General features: G+C 69.5%; 11 protein-coding genes. 6 read left to right on the forward strand and 5 right to left on the reverse strand.

Features of this window, described 5'->3' with window-relative positions; all coding sequences use genetic code 11:
• Positions 1-2 precede the first annotated feature (2 nt).
• The 3 genes from I4Q42_RS08790 to I4Q42_RS08800 are packed head-to-tail and all read right to left on the reverse strand — an operon-like array spanning position 3 to position 4058.
• A complete protein-coding gene (locus I4Q42_RS08790; RefSeq protein ID WP_198575691.1) occupies positions 3-1457 on the reverse strand; it encodes an efflux transporter outer membrane subunit in 1455 nt (484 codons plus the stop codon).
• Entirely contained in the window at positions 1441-2982 is a 1542-nt protein-coding gene (locus I4Q42_RS08795; RefSeq protein WP_198575692.1) for an MDR family MFS transporter, read from the reverse strand. Before I4Q42_RS08795 ends, I4Q42_RS08790 begins: the two co-directional genes overlap by 17 nt.
• A complete protein-coding gene (locus I4Q42_RS08800; RefSeq protein WP_198575693.1) occupies positions 2979-4058 on the reverse strand; it encodes an HlyD family secretion protein in 1080 nt (359 codons plus the stop codon). Before I4Q42_RS08800 ends, I4Q42_RS08795 begins: the two co-directional genes overlap by 4 nt.
• A 121-nt stretch (positions 4059-4179) precedes the next feature.
• On the opposite strand from I4Q42_RS08800, the gene I4Q42_RS08805 reads away from it, so the two are divergent.
• The 5 genes from I4Q42_RS08805 to atzF all read left to right on the forward strand — a co-directional run bounded on the left by I4Q42_RS08805 (position 4180) and on the right by atzF (position 9078).
• Complete coding sequence (locus I4Q42_RS08805) at positions 4180-5139, forward strand: LysR family transcriptional regulator (RefSeq protein WP_198575694.1); 960 nt, start codon at positions 4180-4182, stop codon at positions 5137-5139.
• A 107-nt stretch (positions 5140-5246) separates the two neighbouring features.
• Positions 5247-5885 (forward strand): cysteine hydrolase family protein, encoded by a 639-nt coding sequence (locus I4Q42_RS08810; RefSeq protein ID WP_198575695.1) that lies wholly within the window; start codon positions 5247-5249, stop codon positions 5883-5885.
• A complete protein-coding gene (locus I4Q42_RS08815; RefSeq protein WP_232792977.1) occupies positions 5882-6703 on the forward strand; it encodes an urea amidolyase associated protein UAAP1 in 822 nt (273 codons plus the stop codon). Before I4Q42_RS08810 ends, I4Q42_RS08815 begins: the two co-directional genes overlap by 4 nt.
• Positions 6704-6712: 9 nt before the next feature.
• Positions 6713-7333, forward strand: coding sequence for an urea amidolyase associated protein UAAP2 (locus tag I4Q42_RS08820; protein WP_198575696.1), 621 nt, complete (start codon positions 6713-6715; stop codon positions 7331-7333).
• A complete protein-coding gene (gene atzF, locus I4Q42_RS08825) occupies positions 7330-9078 on the forward strand; it encodes an allophanate hydrolase (protein WP_198575697.1) in 1749 nt (582 codons plus the stop codon). The genes I4Q42_RS08820 and atzF overlap by 4 nt, the downstream gene beginning before the upstream one ends.
• Before the next feature lie 179 nt (positions 9079-9257).
• On the opposite strand, the gene I4Q42_RS08830 is transcribed toward atzF, so the two are convergent.
• Positions 9258-10493 (reverse strand): lipase family protein, encoded by a 1236-nt coding sequence (locus I4Q42_RS08830; protein WP_198575698.1) that lies wholly within the window; start codon positions 10491-10493, stop codon positions 9258-9260.
• A gap of 401 nt (positions 10494-10894) precedes the next feature.
• Here I4Q42_RS08830 and I4Q42_RS08835 point away from each other — a divergent pair, with 401 nt between their 5' ends.
• Positions 10895-11830 (forward strand): LysR family transcriptional regulator, encoded by a 936-nt coding sequence (locus tag I4Q42_RS08835; RefSeq protein ID WP_198575699.1) that lies wholly within the window; start codon positions 10895-10897, stop codon positions 11828-11830.
• Positions 11831-12030: 200 nt separating this feature from the next.
• On the opposite strand, the gene I4Q42_RS08840 is transcribed toward I4Q42_RS08835, so the two are convergent.
• Complete coding sequence (locus I4Q42_RS08840; protein WP_198575700.1) at positions 12031-14346, reverse strand: TonB-dependent receptor; 2316 nt, start codon at positions 14344-14346, stop codon at positions 12031-12033.
• Between the last annotated feature and the right edge of the window lie 235 nt (positions 14347-14581).

A 14581-nucleotide genomic window follows, 5' to 3' on the forward strand; every position in this document is an offset into this window, starting at 1 on the left:
CCCTAGCTCACCCGCCAATCGGCGCCCGTGGCTGCGAACAGCCGGATGGCGTCGGCCAGCTTGCGGCCCTCGGCGCGGGCGCGGGTCGCGCGGGCGGCGTTGAGCGCCCGCTGGGCGTCGACCACCTCCAACAGCGTGCCGCCGCCCCGGCTGAAGGCCAGGCGGGAAAGGCGCAGGCGCTCGGCGGCCTGGGCCTCCACACGGTCCTGGGCCGCCAGGGCGCTCTCGTCGGCCGACAGGGCCGACAGGGCGTCGGCGACCTGGCCGAAGGCGGTCAGCACGGTCTGCTGGTAGCGGGCCGAGGCCGCGCGGGCGGCCGCCCTCGCCTGCTCGCGCCGGGCCTTCAGCGTTCCGCCGTCGAACAGCGGCGCTGTGAGCCCCGCCCCGATGTCCCAGCCGCTGGCGTCGTAGCTGAACAGGTCCTTGGGCTTCAGAGCGCCCTGGGTCAGGCCGGCGGACAGCTTGAGGTTCGGATAGAGGTCGGCGGTGGCCACGCCAATGTCCGCGGTCGCCACGTGCAGCTCGGCCTCGGCGGCCAGGATGTCGGGGCGCTTGCGGACCAGGGCCGACGGCAGGACCACCGGCACGGGGGCCGACAGCTTCAGGGTGTCGAGGGTGAAGGCCGGGGCGCGCCAGTCGGCGGGGGCCTTGCCGACCAGCAGGGCCAGGGCGTGGCGGGCGGCGGCCAGTTCGCCCTGCAGCGGCGGCAGCTGGGCGCGGTCCTGCTCCAGCTGGGCCTGGGCCGAGACGCCGGCCAGGCGGGTCGTCCCGCCCAGGGCGTCGGCCTTGCGGACGAGGTCGATATTGGCCTGGTCGTCGGCGATCATCCGCTCGACGGCGGCGATCTGGCCTTGCAGCGCGGCTATGGTCGCCGCCTGCAGGGCGATATTGGCGGTCAGGCTGAGATAGGCCGCCTCGGCCCGGCGGCCCTGCGCTTGGGCCTGAGCCGTGGCGCTCTCGATGCGGCGCTTCTGGCCGCCCCAGAGGTCGAGGTCGTAGCCGACCGTCCCGCCCACCGAATAGAGGCTGAAGGTCGGGTTGCTCAGGGTGATGTCGCCAAAGCTGGTGAAGCCGAACGACTGCAGGTTGGCGCGCTCGCGGTCGACGCCCGCGCTGACGCCGGCCTGCGGGCCGGCCGCGCCGCGCGCCGCCGCCAGGGCCGAACGGGCCTGGGCCAAGGTCGCGTCGGCCTCGGCCAGGGACGGATTGCCGGCCAGGGCCTGGCGGATGGTCGCGTCGAGCTCGGGCGAGCCCAGGGCCGTCCACCAGGGGCCGACACCAGCCTGGTCGAGCGTGGCGGCAGACGCCGGCAGGGCCTCGTCCTGGCTGATATAGGCGGTCGTCTGCGGGGTCTCGGGGGCCTGGAAGTTCGGGCCGACCGTGGTGCAGGCGGCCAGGGCGGAGAGGCTGATCGCGCTCAGCAGGGTTACGAGGCGGGTCTTAGTGGTCGGCGACATGAACGGTCTCGCCCCCTTTGGCTTTCGGGGTTCGCATGAGCAGGATGAGCGGTGAGCAGGCCACGGTGATGACCAGCATCAGGCGGAAGTCGTCGAGATAGGCCAGCATCGAGGCCTGGCGATTGATGACGCCGTTGAAGGCGGCCATGGCGTTCTGGGTCAGGAAAACGCTTTGGGCGTAGGCCTGGTACAGCGGGTTGTCGGGCCGGGCATGCTCGACCAGCACGGCGTGGTGCTTCTCGATGCCGCTGACGAACAGGGCCTGCATGATCGAGATGCCGGCCGCCGAGCCGATGTTGCGCACCAGGGTGAAGAGCCCGGCGCCCTCGGCCCGCAGCTCGGGCTTGACGGTCGCGAAGGCGATGGTGCTGAGCGGAACGAAGATCAGGCCCGTCCCCGCCCCCGACAGAAAGCCGGAGATGATGATCAGGTGGGTGTCCATGCCCAAGCTGAAATGGCTCATCTGCCACAGCGAGACGATGCTGACGGCCATGCCGATGGCCAGGATCAGCTTGATGTTCATCCGCCCGACCAGCTGGCCGACGGCGAACATGGCGATGAAGGAGCCCAGGCCCCGGGGCATGGAGACCAGGCCCGTAAAGGCCACCGGGTAGCCCAGCAGGGTCTGCATCATCGGCGGCAGCAGGGCCAGGGTGCTGTAGAGCAGGATGCCGATGAAGAAGCCGAAGAAGCAGCAGGTCAGGAAGTTGCCGTCGGCCAGCAGGGCGCGCGAGACGAACGGCTTCTCGGCCGTCGCCAGCTGCACGCCGAACACCCACAGGGCGATGACGCAGACGATCACATAGGTCCAGATCTCGGCCGAGCCCAGCCAGTCCTGGCCGGGACCGCGGTCGAGCATCAGCTGGAAGGCGCCGATGGCGATGGCCAGGCTGGCGAAGCCCAGGATGTCGAAGCGCTTCTTCTCAGTTCCCTTCTTCTCGGACAGGAAGAAGAACACCCCGCAGAAGGCCAGGACGCCGACCGGCAGGTTGATGAAGAACACCCAGCGCCAGTCGAGATTGTCGGTCAGCCAGCCGCCCAGGGCCGGGCCCAGGATCGGACCCAGCACCGCGCCGGCGCCCCAGACGGCCATGGCCTGGCCGTGGCGGTGGGGCGGGTTGATGTCGAGCAGCACCGCCTGCGACAGCGGGATCAGGGCCGCGCCGAACAGGCCTTGCAGCAGGCGGAACAGCACGATCTCAACCAGGCTGTTGGCGATCCCGCACAGCATCGAGGCGACCGTGAAGCCGACGATGCAGACATTGAGCACCATCTTGCGGCCCAGGCGCTCGGTCATGAAGCCGGTCAGCGGCGTCATGATCGTGGCGGCGACGATGTAGGAGGTCAGCACCCAGGTGATCTGGTCGGCCGAGGCCGAGACGCTGCCCTGAATGTGCGGCAGGGCGACGTTGGCGATCGTCGTGTCCAGCGAGATCATGATCGTCGCCAGCATCACCGACACCGTGATCGGCGTGCGGTTGGCGACGTCGCGCTCGTGGCCGGACAGGGTCCGGGCGGGGCTCATCCCTGGCGGCCCGAGCGCACGTCGACCGTGACCTTGGCAGACAGGCCGGCCCCCAGGTTGGCGGGCGGCGCCTCGTCGAGCACCAGGCGCACTGGCACGCGCTGGACGACCTTGACCCAGTTGCCGCTGGCGTTCTCGGCCGGCAGCAGGGCGAAGCTGGAGCCGGTGCCGGGGCTGAAGCTGGCCACATGGGCCTTCAGTGGCTTGTCGTAGGCGTCGAGCTTGACGGTGGCCGGCTGGCCGACGCGCATGTGGGCCAGCTGGTCTTCCTTGAAGTTGGCCTCGATCCAGGGCTTGCCCGAGACCAGCCAGAACACCGGCTGCGAGGCGGTGACGCGGGCGCCGACCTGCAGCTGCTCGACCTTGGCGGCGACGCCGTCGGCGGGGGCCAGGACGGCGGCGTAGGAGCGATCGAGCTTGGCGCGCTCCAGCCTGGCCTGTGCTTCCAGCACCTTGGGCTGGCGGGCGTCGGGCGCGCCGGCCTCGCCGCCGAGGTCGGCCAGGGCGGTGGCGATCTGCTGGCGGACGACGGTGATCTGCCGCTGGGCCTGGTCGGCGGCGTGACGGGCCTGGTCGGCCTGGGCCTGGGTGGCGACGCCGGCGGCGGCGAGATCCCGCTGGCGGGCGGCCTCGCGCTTGGCATAGGCGGCGGTCTCTTCGGCGGCGGCCAGGTCGGCCAGGCGCTCGTCATAGACCGCGCGGCGGCCCTGGACGTCGAAGCGGGCCTGGGCCAGGGCGGCCTCGGCTTCCGACACGGCGACGTCGTAGTCGGCGGCGTCCAGACGGAACAGCACCTGCCCCTTTCTGACGGCCTGGTTCTCGTGGACGTCGATCTCGGTGACCCGGCCGCCGATGCTGGCGCTGATGGCCGTGCGGCTGGCCTGAATATAGGCGTTGTCGGTGGCCTGCGACTTGCCGCCGGTCAGCAGCACGACGCCGACCCCGGCCAGGATGACCAGCGGCACGCCGGCCATCAGCGGCCAGCGCAGCCGCTGGCCCAGGGTCTTTTGCGGCCGCCTGCGGGCCGCGCCGACTTCGGCCTCGGCGATGGCGTCGTAACCTTCAGCGTCGCTCACGCGCTGCTCCACGTCTCTTCGAATTGTGCGGGGAATCCCAGGGTCCGTCGGATCGCGAACCTTGAGCGGCGAAATAGGACTCCGCCGGTCATGAGAGAAATGATATCTCTTCACGGCAGCCATGAACGCCATCAATTTCAGAACCGCCGACCTCAACCTCTTCCGGGTGTTCGTCATCCTGCTGGAGGAGAACAACGCCACGCGGGCGGGCGAACGCCTGGGCCTGTCGCAGTCGGCGGTCAGCCACGCCCTGCGCCGCCTGCGCGAGCTTGTCGGCGACGACCTGTTCGTGCGCGGCCAGACCGGCCTTCGGCCGACGCCGCGCGCCCTGGAGATCGCCGACACCGCCCGCACGGCCCTGAAGCTGCTAGAGACCGCCGTCTCGGCCCCGCGCTTCGACCCGGCCGTCGACCCGCACGCCTTCAACATCGCCGCCGGCACCTATGTGACCTACGTCCTGGGCCCGCTGATCGCCGAGCGGGTGATGGCGGCCGCGCCCAACGTCCAGATCCACTTCCGCAATCCCTATGCGGGCATGACCGAGGATCTCGACACTGGGCGGCTCGACATGGTGATCGGCTGTTTCGAGGTGATCCCGGGCCGCTTCACCTACACCCAGCTGTTCGACGAGACCGGCGTCTGGGTGATGCGCGCCGACCATCCGGCGGCCTCCCAATCCATAAAGACGGGCCCCATGGACTACGAGGCCCTGGCCCGCCTGCCGCGTCTGGGCGTCACCGGCGGCGACGAGGATCCCGACCGCACTTCGTCCGGCCACCTGGGCCTGCGCCGGGTGACCTCGTGGGGCGAGCGCTACGCCCTGGGCGATGATCCGTACCAGCCGTTCTCGGTGCAGGATTCGTTCAGCGCCCTGAACATGGTCAGCCGCTCGGACATGATCTGCCTGCTGCCCCGGCGCCTCGCCCAGACGGCGGCCGACCGCGGCAAGGTGCGGGCCATCGAGCCGCCCAACGCCCCACCGCCGACGCCGTTCGGGGCGGTGCTGCGGGCCAGCGACGACGCGGCCTCGCCCAACGGCTGGCTGCTGGACCTCTGCCGCGAGGCGGCCGCCCGCCTCTAGAGCCGCTTCACTTGCCGCCAGCCGCAACCAACTTTTCCGGCGGCGTCATTTCTCTATGCGCCGCGCGCTGGTCTTGGTGATCTCCAGAGACACCAGGGAATCCAGCCTTGACCTACACCCCCGACAACGCCCGCCCGATGATCGTCGGCCAGCCCGTCCTCGTGGTCATCGACGTCCAGAAGGGCTCGTTCATGGACTGGCCGGCGTCGGAACGCCTGCCGCTGCTGCCTGACCGCGTCGAGCGCATGCACCGCGTGCGCACCCTGGTCGACGCCGCCCGCGAAGCCGACATCCCGGTGGTGTTCTTCAAGGAAGTGCACCGCCCCAATATGATCGACTTCGGCCGCGAGTTGGACGGCCGTGAGGACGTGCACTGCATCGAGACCTCGCCGGGCACCGAGTTCGCCATCGAGGAGCTGGGCATCGTCGAGGGCGACTACCTGCTGGCCAAGCGCCGCTACTCCTGCTTCTACGGCACCGAGCTGGAGATCCTGCTGAAGGGGCTGAAGGCCGAGACCCTGATCCTCTGCGGCGGCTTCACCGACGTCTGCGTGCACTACACCTTCGTCGACGGCCATCAGGGCGACTACTACTGCCGCGTGGTCGAGGACTGCGTGACGGCTTCGTCGCAGCCGGCCCATGACGCGGCGCTGAACGCCATGGAATACATGCAGACGGGCGCCCGCCGGATGTCGGACGAGATCGTCGAGGGCTTCCAGACCTACGCCGCGAAGGCCGCTGCATGAGCACGGCCGATCCCTACGGCGCCCAGGCCCATGCCCGCGCCCAGGGCGGCGCGGTGGTCGAGGCCATGCCCACCCTGCCCGCCTCGGCCGCGACCGACATCCCCGAGGGCGTGTCGCCCGACGACATGGTCTGGGCCGAGACGATCGCGGCCGGCGGCTATGCCTCAAAGCAGATCGCCCGCGGGACCCGCCTGCGGCTGACCGACCTGGCCGGCGACGGCTGCGTGTCGATGCTGCTGTTCAACGCCGAGCGCCCGGTCGAGCGGCTGAACGTGGCCGACACGCTGAAGATCCAGTGGAACGGCTACCTCGGCGCCGGGCGCTTCCTGCTGTCGGACATGGGCCGGGTGCTGATGAGCATTCTGGAGGACGAGGCCGGCGCGCACGACGCCTTCTGCGGCCCATCCACGCCCTGGAGCATCGCGGCCAGGTACGGCCAGGCCGGCAACTACGGTCCGCATCCGTCGAGCCGCGAGCGGTTCGGCCTGGCGGTCGGCAAGTACGGCTTGGGCCGCAAGGACATCCATCCCTGCATCACCTGGTTCAAGGGCGCCAAGGTCGAGGCCGACGGGGCGATCACGCCCCAGGTCGGGCCGTTCGCGCCGGGCCGCAGCCTGCTGCTGCGGGCCGAGATGGACCTGATCGTGGTGCTGGCCAACACCCCGCACGTGCTGGATCCGCGTCCCGACTACACGGTCACTCCCGTGCGGGCCCAGGCCTGGCGCGGTCCCGTCGCGGCCGCCGACGACGCAATCCGCACCGGCACGCCGGAGGGCCTGCGCGCCTTCCTCAACGTCGAAGACTACTACGCCCGCTAGGAGGGTCCGATGCGCGAAGACCTCAACACCGCGATCCTCCACGACGAGGTCGTGCCCGCCCGCGCCCCGTGGATGCACGACCTGAAGGCGGGCCAGACGCTGGAGATCGTCGACCTGGAGGGCAACCAGGCGGTCGACTTCCTGATGTACGCCACCGCCGACGACGCCGAACGCTACAGCGCCCAGGACACCATCGCCGCCCAGGGCAACCTGTTCTTGCGCGACGGGGCGGTGCTGCTGTCGAACGAGGGTCGGCCGATGATGCGGATCGTGGCCACCAACGTCGCCTATCACGACACCATCGGCGGGGCCTGCTCGTGCGAGAGCAACACCCTGCGCTATGGCCACCACACCAAGGACCAGCACGCCTGCGTCGACAACTTCCTCGACGCCAACGGCCGGGCCGGCCGCAACAAGCGCGACATGGTCAGCAACATCAACTGGTTCATGAACGTGCCCGTCGAGGCCGACGGCGCGCTGGGCATCGTCGACGGCATCTCCGCGCCGGGCCTGTCGGTGACCTTGCTGGCCGAGATGGACGTCACGGTGGTGGTCTCCAACTGCCCGCAGATCAACAACCCCTGCAACGGCTTCGACCCGACGCCGGTGCGCATGGTGGTGCGGGCGTGAGCGCGCGGGCGCTCGCGGCGGCCGTCGCCGCCGGCGAGATCACCGCGCTGGAGGCGGCCGAGGCCGCCCTGGCCCGCATCGCCGCCTATGACGCTGTCCAACCGCAGGTGTGGATCGAGCGGCTGAGCCCCGAGGCGGTGCGCGCCTACGCCCGCGCCGTCGATGCGCGGATCGCGGCCGGCGAGGTCCTGCCGCTGGCCGGCGCGACCTTTGCCATCAAGGACAATATCGATCTGGTCGGCCTGCCCACGACAGCCGGCTGTCCGGACTTCGCCTATGCGCCGGACGCCTCGGCGTTCGTTGTCCAGCGGTTGATCGCGGCCGGGGCCATTCCGGTCGGCAAGACCAATCTCGACCAGTTCGCCACCGGCCTGAACGGCACCCGCAGCCCGCACGGCGCGCCGCACTGCGTGTTCAACCGCGCCTTCGTCAGCGGCGGGTCGAGCTCGGGATCGGCGGTCGCCGTGGCGGCGGGCCTGGTCAGCTTCGCCCTGGGCACCGACACCGCCGGATCGGGCCGCGTCCCGGCCGCCTTCAACAACCTGGTGGGCTTCAAGCCGACCAAGGGCCGCTGGAGCACCACGGGCCTTGTGCCGGCCTGCCGGTCGCTGGACTGCATCAGCGTCTTTACCCGCGATCTCGACGACGCGGCTCTGGTCGACGCGGTCGCCGCCGGTTTCGACGCCGCCGACCCGTTTTCGCGCCCGCTGGAGGACCGTCCCCGCGACGCGAGGCGCCTGGGCGCGCCCCTTCCCCATCAGCGCAACTTCCTGGGCGATGCGGCCGCCGCCCATCTCTACGAGCAGGCGCTGGAGCGGTTCGCCGCCGAGGGCGCGGAGATCGTGCCGATCGACATCGACTTCCTCAGCGAGGCCGCCCAGCTGCTCTATGGCGGCCCATGGGTGGCCGAGCGGACGGCGGCGCTGAAGACGGTGCTGGCCGACAATCCGGACGCCATCGATCCGACGGTGCGGACCATCGTCGAGGCCGGCCTCGACATCACCGCCGTCGAGCTGTTCGAAGGCGAATATCGGCTGAAGGCCCTGGCCCGACGGGCCGAGGCGCTGTGGGACGAGATCGACCTCTTGATCCTGCCCACGGCCCCGACCGCCTTCCGCATCGCCGAGCTGCGGGCCGAGCCTATCCGGCTGAACGCGGCGCTGGGGCTCTATACCAACTTCGTCAACCTGCTCGACATGAGCGCCCTGGCCGTGCCGGCCGGCTTCCGGGGCGGCGAGGTCGGGTTCGGCGTCACCCTCATCGGTCCGGCCCATGCCGACCGCGCCCTGATCGAGGCCGCCCGCCCCTATCTGGCGCGGCTGGACGCTCCTGCCCCCGTTCTCGACCTTGGAGACAAGATGGAAACCATCACCCTCGCCGTCGTCGGCGCCCACCTGCAAGGCATGCCGCTGCACTGGCAGCTGACCTCGCGCAACGCCCGCTTCCTGGGCGAGGCGAAGACGGCGCAGAGCTATCGCCTCTACGCCATCGCCAACTCGACCCCGCCCAAGCCGGCGCTCGTGCATGCCGAAGGTGGCGCGCCGATCGCCGTGGAGCTGTACGAACTGGACCTGGCGAGCTTCGGCAGCTTCACCGCCGAGGTGCCCGCGCCGCTGGCCATCGGCTCGGTGACCCTGGACGACGGCCGCACGGTGAAGGGCTTCGTGGCCGAGCCCCGCGCGCTGGACGGCGCGGCGGAGATCACCGGCTTTGGCGGGTGGCGGGCCTATATCGCCAGCCTTTGAGCTGGCCTCTTTTCCTTGCAAACCGAGAATCCCCGCGAAGGCGGGGATCCAAGCTGAATCGGCGGGCCTATCCTCGGACGGCGCCATGACCCGAGAGTCGGCTTGGATCCCCGCCTTCGCGGGGATTTTTCGGTTTTGGGTGGGTGGTCCCCATTACTGCATGGGGACCCTTGTCCCCCTCAGTCCTCCGGATCCTGCAAAGGCCCCGGCGGAACCAGGCTCGGGCACAGGTTGGCCACCGGCTTGTCGTGCAGCACCTTCTCGACGAAGGCCGGCGAGTCCGCGCGCGAGCGCATCACGGCGCTGGCGTGGGTGGCGCGGGGGTAATAGCGCCACTCGACGGTGTTTCCCGCCGCGCACATGGCCGAGACGAAGTTGTACTGGCTGACCGTCTGGGCGTCGGAATCGGCCAGGCCCGTGCCGACGAACACCGGGGTCGGGATCTTCACGTCCGGGAAGTCGCTGAGCGCGTCGGCCTTGGCTTCCAGAGCGTCGATCGGGCGCTTGTAGAGCTTGTCGACCGGCAGGGCGATATCGCGGGCGAAGGCGCGCAGGCCACCCATGCAGGTGGTCTGGGCCTTTTCCAGCAGCGGCCAGCCGGCCTCCGAGATGTAGTCCTCGGCGCGGACGCCCTTCGGGTCGACCGAGCGGGCCGTGCCCAGGAAATAGAGGATCTCGTAGGCGGCGTTCCCGCCGGCGTCGCGGTCGGTATAGAGGCTGGGGATAGCCTCCTGCGGCGCGCCGCCAGTGTTGTTGGTGTGGGCCACCAGGCCCGTGGCCACGGTGCCCTTGATCTTCAGTTCCGGGGCATAGGTCGGGGCCAGCCAGGCCGCCGCGATCGCCGCGCCCGAGCCCTGCGACTGGCCCATGGTCACCACCTTGTTGGCCAGCAGGCCCGGATAGGCCTTGAGCACCGCGCGCACGCTGTCGAGCACGGCGATGCCTTCCGAGCGCGATTGCAGGTACGGGTGCGGACCGGGCGCGCCGAGGCCCGCATAGTCGGTGGCGACGACGGCGTAGCCGGCCTCCAGCCAGGCCGACAGATACTGCTGGTCGCGCAGTGAGCGCGGATTGAACGACGGGGCGCAGACGTCCGCCACGCCCGTCGTGCCGTGGGCCCAGGCGATCACCGGCCAGCCGCCGACCGGCGGCGCGCCCTTGGGGAAGAACACCGCGCCCGAGACCGTCTCGATCGCCCTGGCGTCCAGCCAGTTGGTGGCGCTGTAGAGGATGCGCTCGGCCCGGCCGGCGCCGGCCAACGACAACTCGGCCGGCAGGGTCTCGGTGCGCAGCATCATGCCCGGCAGCGAGGGCGCGGCGCCGGTCCAGCGGTAGAACGGGGTCACCCCGCCGTCGCCCGCCCAGAGGTCGGCGCCGCGCGGGACGGGCTGGGCCAGCACGGGTTGGGCGACCATGGCCGCGGCCGCGAGAAGGCAGGAAAGGCGGGTTCGGAGCATCGGCGGCGGCGTCCTGGCTGGCGCGAAAAAGGGTCGTGCGGCCGGACCCGACCCATCGCCTTAGTTGCCGAAAGCGGAAAGCTCGCCTTTGCGGGTGAACCGGGCACGGATCGCGCAACGGTCGCCGAACGACGAGTTTTCGCAAACGCCGCGAGCCGCGCAAATTTCAGGCGCCGGCCATCAGCTTTTCAGCAAACCCCAGGGATATCCGGTTTCTAGCCGACGGCGATCCCGGCCCGCTTCCCGCCGGTGCTATGCCGGACGGGCGTCACGCCCCGATCGCGATCCTCAGATTGCGTCGCCTAGAGGCAAATCGGGAATGGCGCCTTGGGCAATGATTGTTGTCGGGCGAGCCAAGTATGGAACTGGGTCTGAAGCGTTTCACGGGCAAGGTCAGCGACAATGACCTGCGGCTGCTGCGCACCTTCGCCACAGTGGTCAAGCACGGGGGCTTCGTGGCCGCCGAGTCCGAGTTGCAGATCGGCCTGCCGTCGATCAGCCGCTACATCAAGGACCTGGAAATCCGCCTGGGCGCGCGGCTGTGCGAGCGCGGCCGACGCGGCTTCACCCTGACCGCCGAGGGTGCCCGGGTGCACGAGGCCTGCGAGAAGCTGTTCGACGAGCTCGACCTGTTCGAATCCCGTGTGCGCGACATCCACGCCAGCCCGGCCGGCGCCATCCGCATCGGCATGGTCGACGCCCTGGTCGGCGATCCCAACTTCCGCCTGCCCGAGGTGTTCGACGGCTACAAGGCCGCCTATCCGAACGTGCACTTCAACATCTCGACCACGACCTCGAACCTGATCGAGCAGGCGGTGATCGAGAACAATCTCGACATCGGCGTGGTGTTCGACCGCCGGCCGATGGACCAGCTGCGCTACCACTTCCTCTATGAGGAGATCAGCTTCCTCTACTGCAGCGAGGACCACCCGGCCTGGCGGCTGCGCCAGCACGACGACCGTGTCTGCGCCGACGACATCGCCTCCTACGACTTCGTCGGCTATCCGTTCGAGCACGAGATGGAGCGGCTGGGGGTCAGCGGCCTGCTCAAGCGCACGGCCACGGTCACCCACATGGAGTCGATCGCCATGATGATCGCCTCGGGCCGGTATCTGGGTTTCCTGACCGAGCACCAGGTGGCGGCGATGGGCGGCGGCAAGCGCTTCCACAAGATCGCGCCGGAGGCCTTCTCCTACGCCAGCAAGATCTCGGTGATCACCCGCCAGGGCCAGACCCCGCCGCTGGTGGCGGCCTTCATCGAGCAGGTCGAGGCGGCGCGGGCCCGGGTGAACTGACCCGGGTGAATTGAAAAAGGGGCGCGGCTATCCACGGCGCCTCCCAAAACCGCATGTCCCCGCGAAGGCGGGGACCCAAGCCGAGTCAGCGGACAACCCACGGCCGTGGACCATCTCGAGAGCCAGCTTGGATCCCCGCGTTCGCGGGGATGCTCGGATAAGGGGGCCGACAACCGGTGTCGGCCCTCCTCCGCTTCGTCCTAGAACTTCGCCTTCACATTCAGGCCCACCGTGCGCGGACGCAGGGCCAGGCCCTGGGTGACGAACAGCACCGAGGGCTTCTGGATGATGGTGTCCTCGTTCAGCAGGTTCTTGGCGAACAGCGACAGTTCCAGCTTGTCGAAGGTCACGCCCAGGCTGGCGTCCACCAGGTCGTAGGACGGCCGGCGGTAGTCCTTGCTGGTCGTCGTGTAGGAACCGTAGCTTTCGCCCGTGTGCGACCAGTTCACGCTGGCGAAGCCGTCGATGCGGTTGGTGATCGGACGGTCATAGTCGAAGCCCACCGAGAAGGTGTTCTCCGGCGTGCCCAGCAGCTTGGAGCCGTCGACCGCGCCGGTGCCTTTCGCCGCCTCGGTGATCTTGGCGTCGGTGACGGCGCCCGACAGGTTGAGGGTCAGGTTGTCGGTCAGCAGGGCGCGCAGTTCGAACTCGCCGCCCTGGCTGCGGGCGTCGCCGGCGTTGCCGGTGATCACCGAGCCGCAGGTCGACAGACGCACCGACTGCTGGACGTTCTTCCAGTCGATGTAGAAGGCCGAGGCGTTGAAGGTCACGCGGCCGTCGAACAGGCGGGTCTTGGCGCCGCCCTCGTAGCTCCACAGGCTGTCGGGACGATAGCTCTTGGCGTCGGAGAGGCCGAGGCTGCGCACGTCGGCCGCGCAGAACGAGGTCAGGGCGTTGTTCTGGCCGCCCAGGCGGAAGCCCTTGGCGGCGTTGGCGTACAGCGACACCGACTTGGAAGCCTCAAAGGTCACCGCGACCTTCGGGGTCAGCGGGGCCGAGCGGGTGGAGGCGTCGTCGTGGGCCGGGGCCCCGTCGGCGAGCCAGCCGCCCTCTTCCAGCGCGTACTGGCTGGACGCCTTGACCTGGCGCAGGCCGATAGTGGCTTTGAGCTTGTCGGTGACCTTGAACGAGCCTTCGGCGAACAGGGCCGTCTGGTTGTTGCGGCGCACCGAGTTGAAGTAGCCGATCAGGCCGCCCGGCGTGGCGTAGCCGAGCGCGGCCTGGGTCGTGGTTCCCAGTTCGGACGCGACGGCGGCGTCGAGGCCCAGCACGTATTCGTGGTCGAGGCTGGTGATTTTCTGCTTGGCGAAATAGGCGCCGACCTGCCACTCGTAGCGCTTGCCGCTCTCGGCCAGCGACGGCGAGGCCAGGCGGAATTCCTGGCTGTAGGTGGCCACCGCGTCCTTGTTGCGCATGACCCCCGGTAGGGCGGCGAGCGTCTCGTAGGTGTCGCCGTAGCTGTCGTCGAGGACGCTGGCGACATACTCGCTGTCATAGATCGAGCCGTCGAACTGGCGGTCGAAGCGGCGGTAGGCGTAGCCGCTGATGGAGGTGAAGGTCAGGTCGCCGAAGCGCTTCTCGACCGTCACGCTGGGCGCGAACAGGGTGTCCTCGCTGGGCTCGCGCACCGGGCGGTTTTCCTGGAACTTGCCGAGCGACAGCTTGGTGATGCCGGTGTCGTCGGAATCGGTCTGCTGCCACTGCACCGTGGAGCTGACCTTCAGGTCGTCGGTCGGCTCCCACAGGAAGCTGGCGCGCAGGGCCGTGGTGCGCTCGGCGTCGACGTTCTTGTTGTCGACCACGCCGGCAGCGTTCACGTGGTCGATGAAGCCGCTCTGGTATTCGCGCTGGACAGCCAGGCGCAGGGCCGCGTTCTCGCCGATCGGGGCGTTGACCACGCCGCCGAACAGATAGTTCACGCCGCCCTCGTCGGTGCTGGAAACCTCGCCCTGGGCGCTGCTTTCGAAGCCGCCCAGCGTCGGGGCCTTGGTGATGAAGCGCAGGGTGCCGCCCAGCGAGCTGTCGCCGTAGAGCGTGCCTTGCGGGCCGCGCAGCACTTCGACGTGGTCGAGGTCGAACAGGCGCGGCAGGGTCACGCCGGTGAAGAACTGGTTGGGGATCGTCAGCGAGACGTCGTTCAGATAGACGCCGACCGTCGCCGAACCTTGCGACGAGCTGATGCCGCGCAGGCTGATGCGCGACAGGCCGCTGGAGCCGGTGTTGCTGAACGACAGGCCCGGCGTGCTGCGGGCCAGATCGGCGTAGTTGGCCACGTGCTGCTTGGCCAGCTGGTCGCCGGTCAGGACGCTGATGCTGAGCGGCACGTCACGGACGTTTTCCGAGCGCTTCTGGGCGGTGACGACCAACTCGGGGACGATGTTGTCGTCGGCCGCAGGCGCGGCGTCGGTCTGGGCCCAGGCCAGGGCCGGCGCCACGGCGGCCAGCATGCCGGCGACCATCAGGCTCGCCTTGAGGCCGCGTCCCCGTCGACGGACCGTCACGAAATCCGAATACATCTCGATTATCCCCTTAAGCTTGAAAGCCGTGCGACGGGCTTGCCTCTTGATCGAGGGTGATGGCGGTCGCGGGTTCTGACGCTTTCCTCCTCCCGGAAAGGCCGCCCACGGCTCGCTCAAGCCGGTCTGATGCGAGGATTTGGCAGGAGCCCGCCAGCGAGAATGTCGCGTTGCACAATGATGGTTGCGCGAATTTCGAAGTGAACGGCGACGCTTCCCAACGCGGCCTGGGCTT

Origin of the sequence: Caulobacter hibisci (assembly GCF_016135805.1) — a bacterium.
Taxonomy (GTDB): Bacteria; Pseudomonadota; Alphaproteobacteria; order Caulobacterales; family Caulobacteraceae; genus Caulobacter; species Caulobacter hibisci.

Bases quoted from the DNA above. Each gene is read 5' to 3' on its own strand.
- I4Q42_RS08820 (WP_198575696.1), top strand. From the start codon at position 6,713: ATGCGCGAAGACCTCAACACCGCGATCCTCCACGACGAGGTCGTGCCC.
- I4Q42_RS08840 (WP_198575700.1), bottom strand. From the start codon at position 14,346: ATGTATTCGGATTTCGTGACGGTCCGTCGACGGGGACGCGGCCTCAAG.
- I4Q42_RS08815 (WP_232792977.1), top strand. From the start codon at position 5,882: ATGAGCACGGCCGATCCCTACGGCGCCCAGGCCCATGCCCGCGCCCAG.
- I4Q42_RS08805 (WP_198575694.1), top strand. From the start codon at position 4,180: ATGAACGCCATCAATTTCAGAACCGCCGACCTCAACCTCTTCCGGGTG.
- I4Q42_RS08795 (WP_198575692.1), bottom strand. From the start codon at position 2,982: ATGAGCCCCGCCCGGACCCTGTCCGGCCACGAGCGCGACGTCGCCAAC.
- I4Q42_RS08830 (WP_198575698.1), bottom strand. From the start codon at position 10,493: ATGGTCGCCCAACCCGTGCTGGCCCAGCCCGTCCCGCGCGGCGCCGAC.
- I4Q42_RS08790 (WP_198575691.1), bottom strand. From the start codon at position 1,457: ATGTCGCCGACCACTAAGACCCGCCTCGTAACCCTGCTGAGCGCGATC.
- I4Q42_RS08835 (WP_198575699.1), top strand. From the start codon at position 10,895: ATGGAACTGGGTCTGAAGCGTTTCACGGGCAAGGTCAGCGACAATGAC.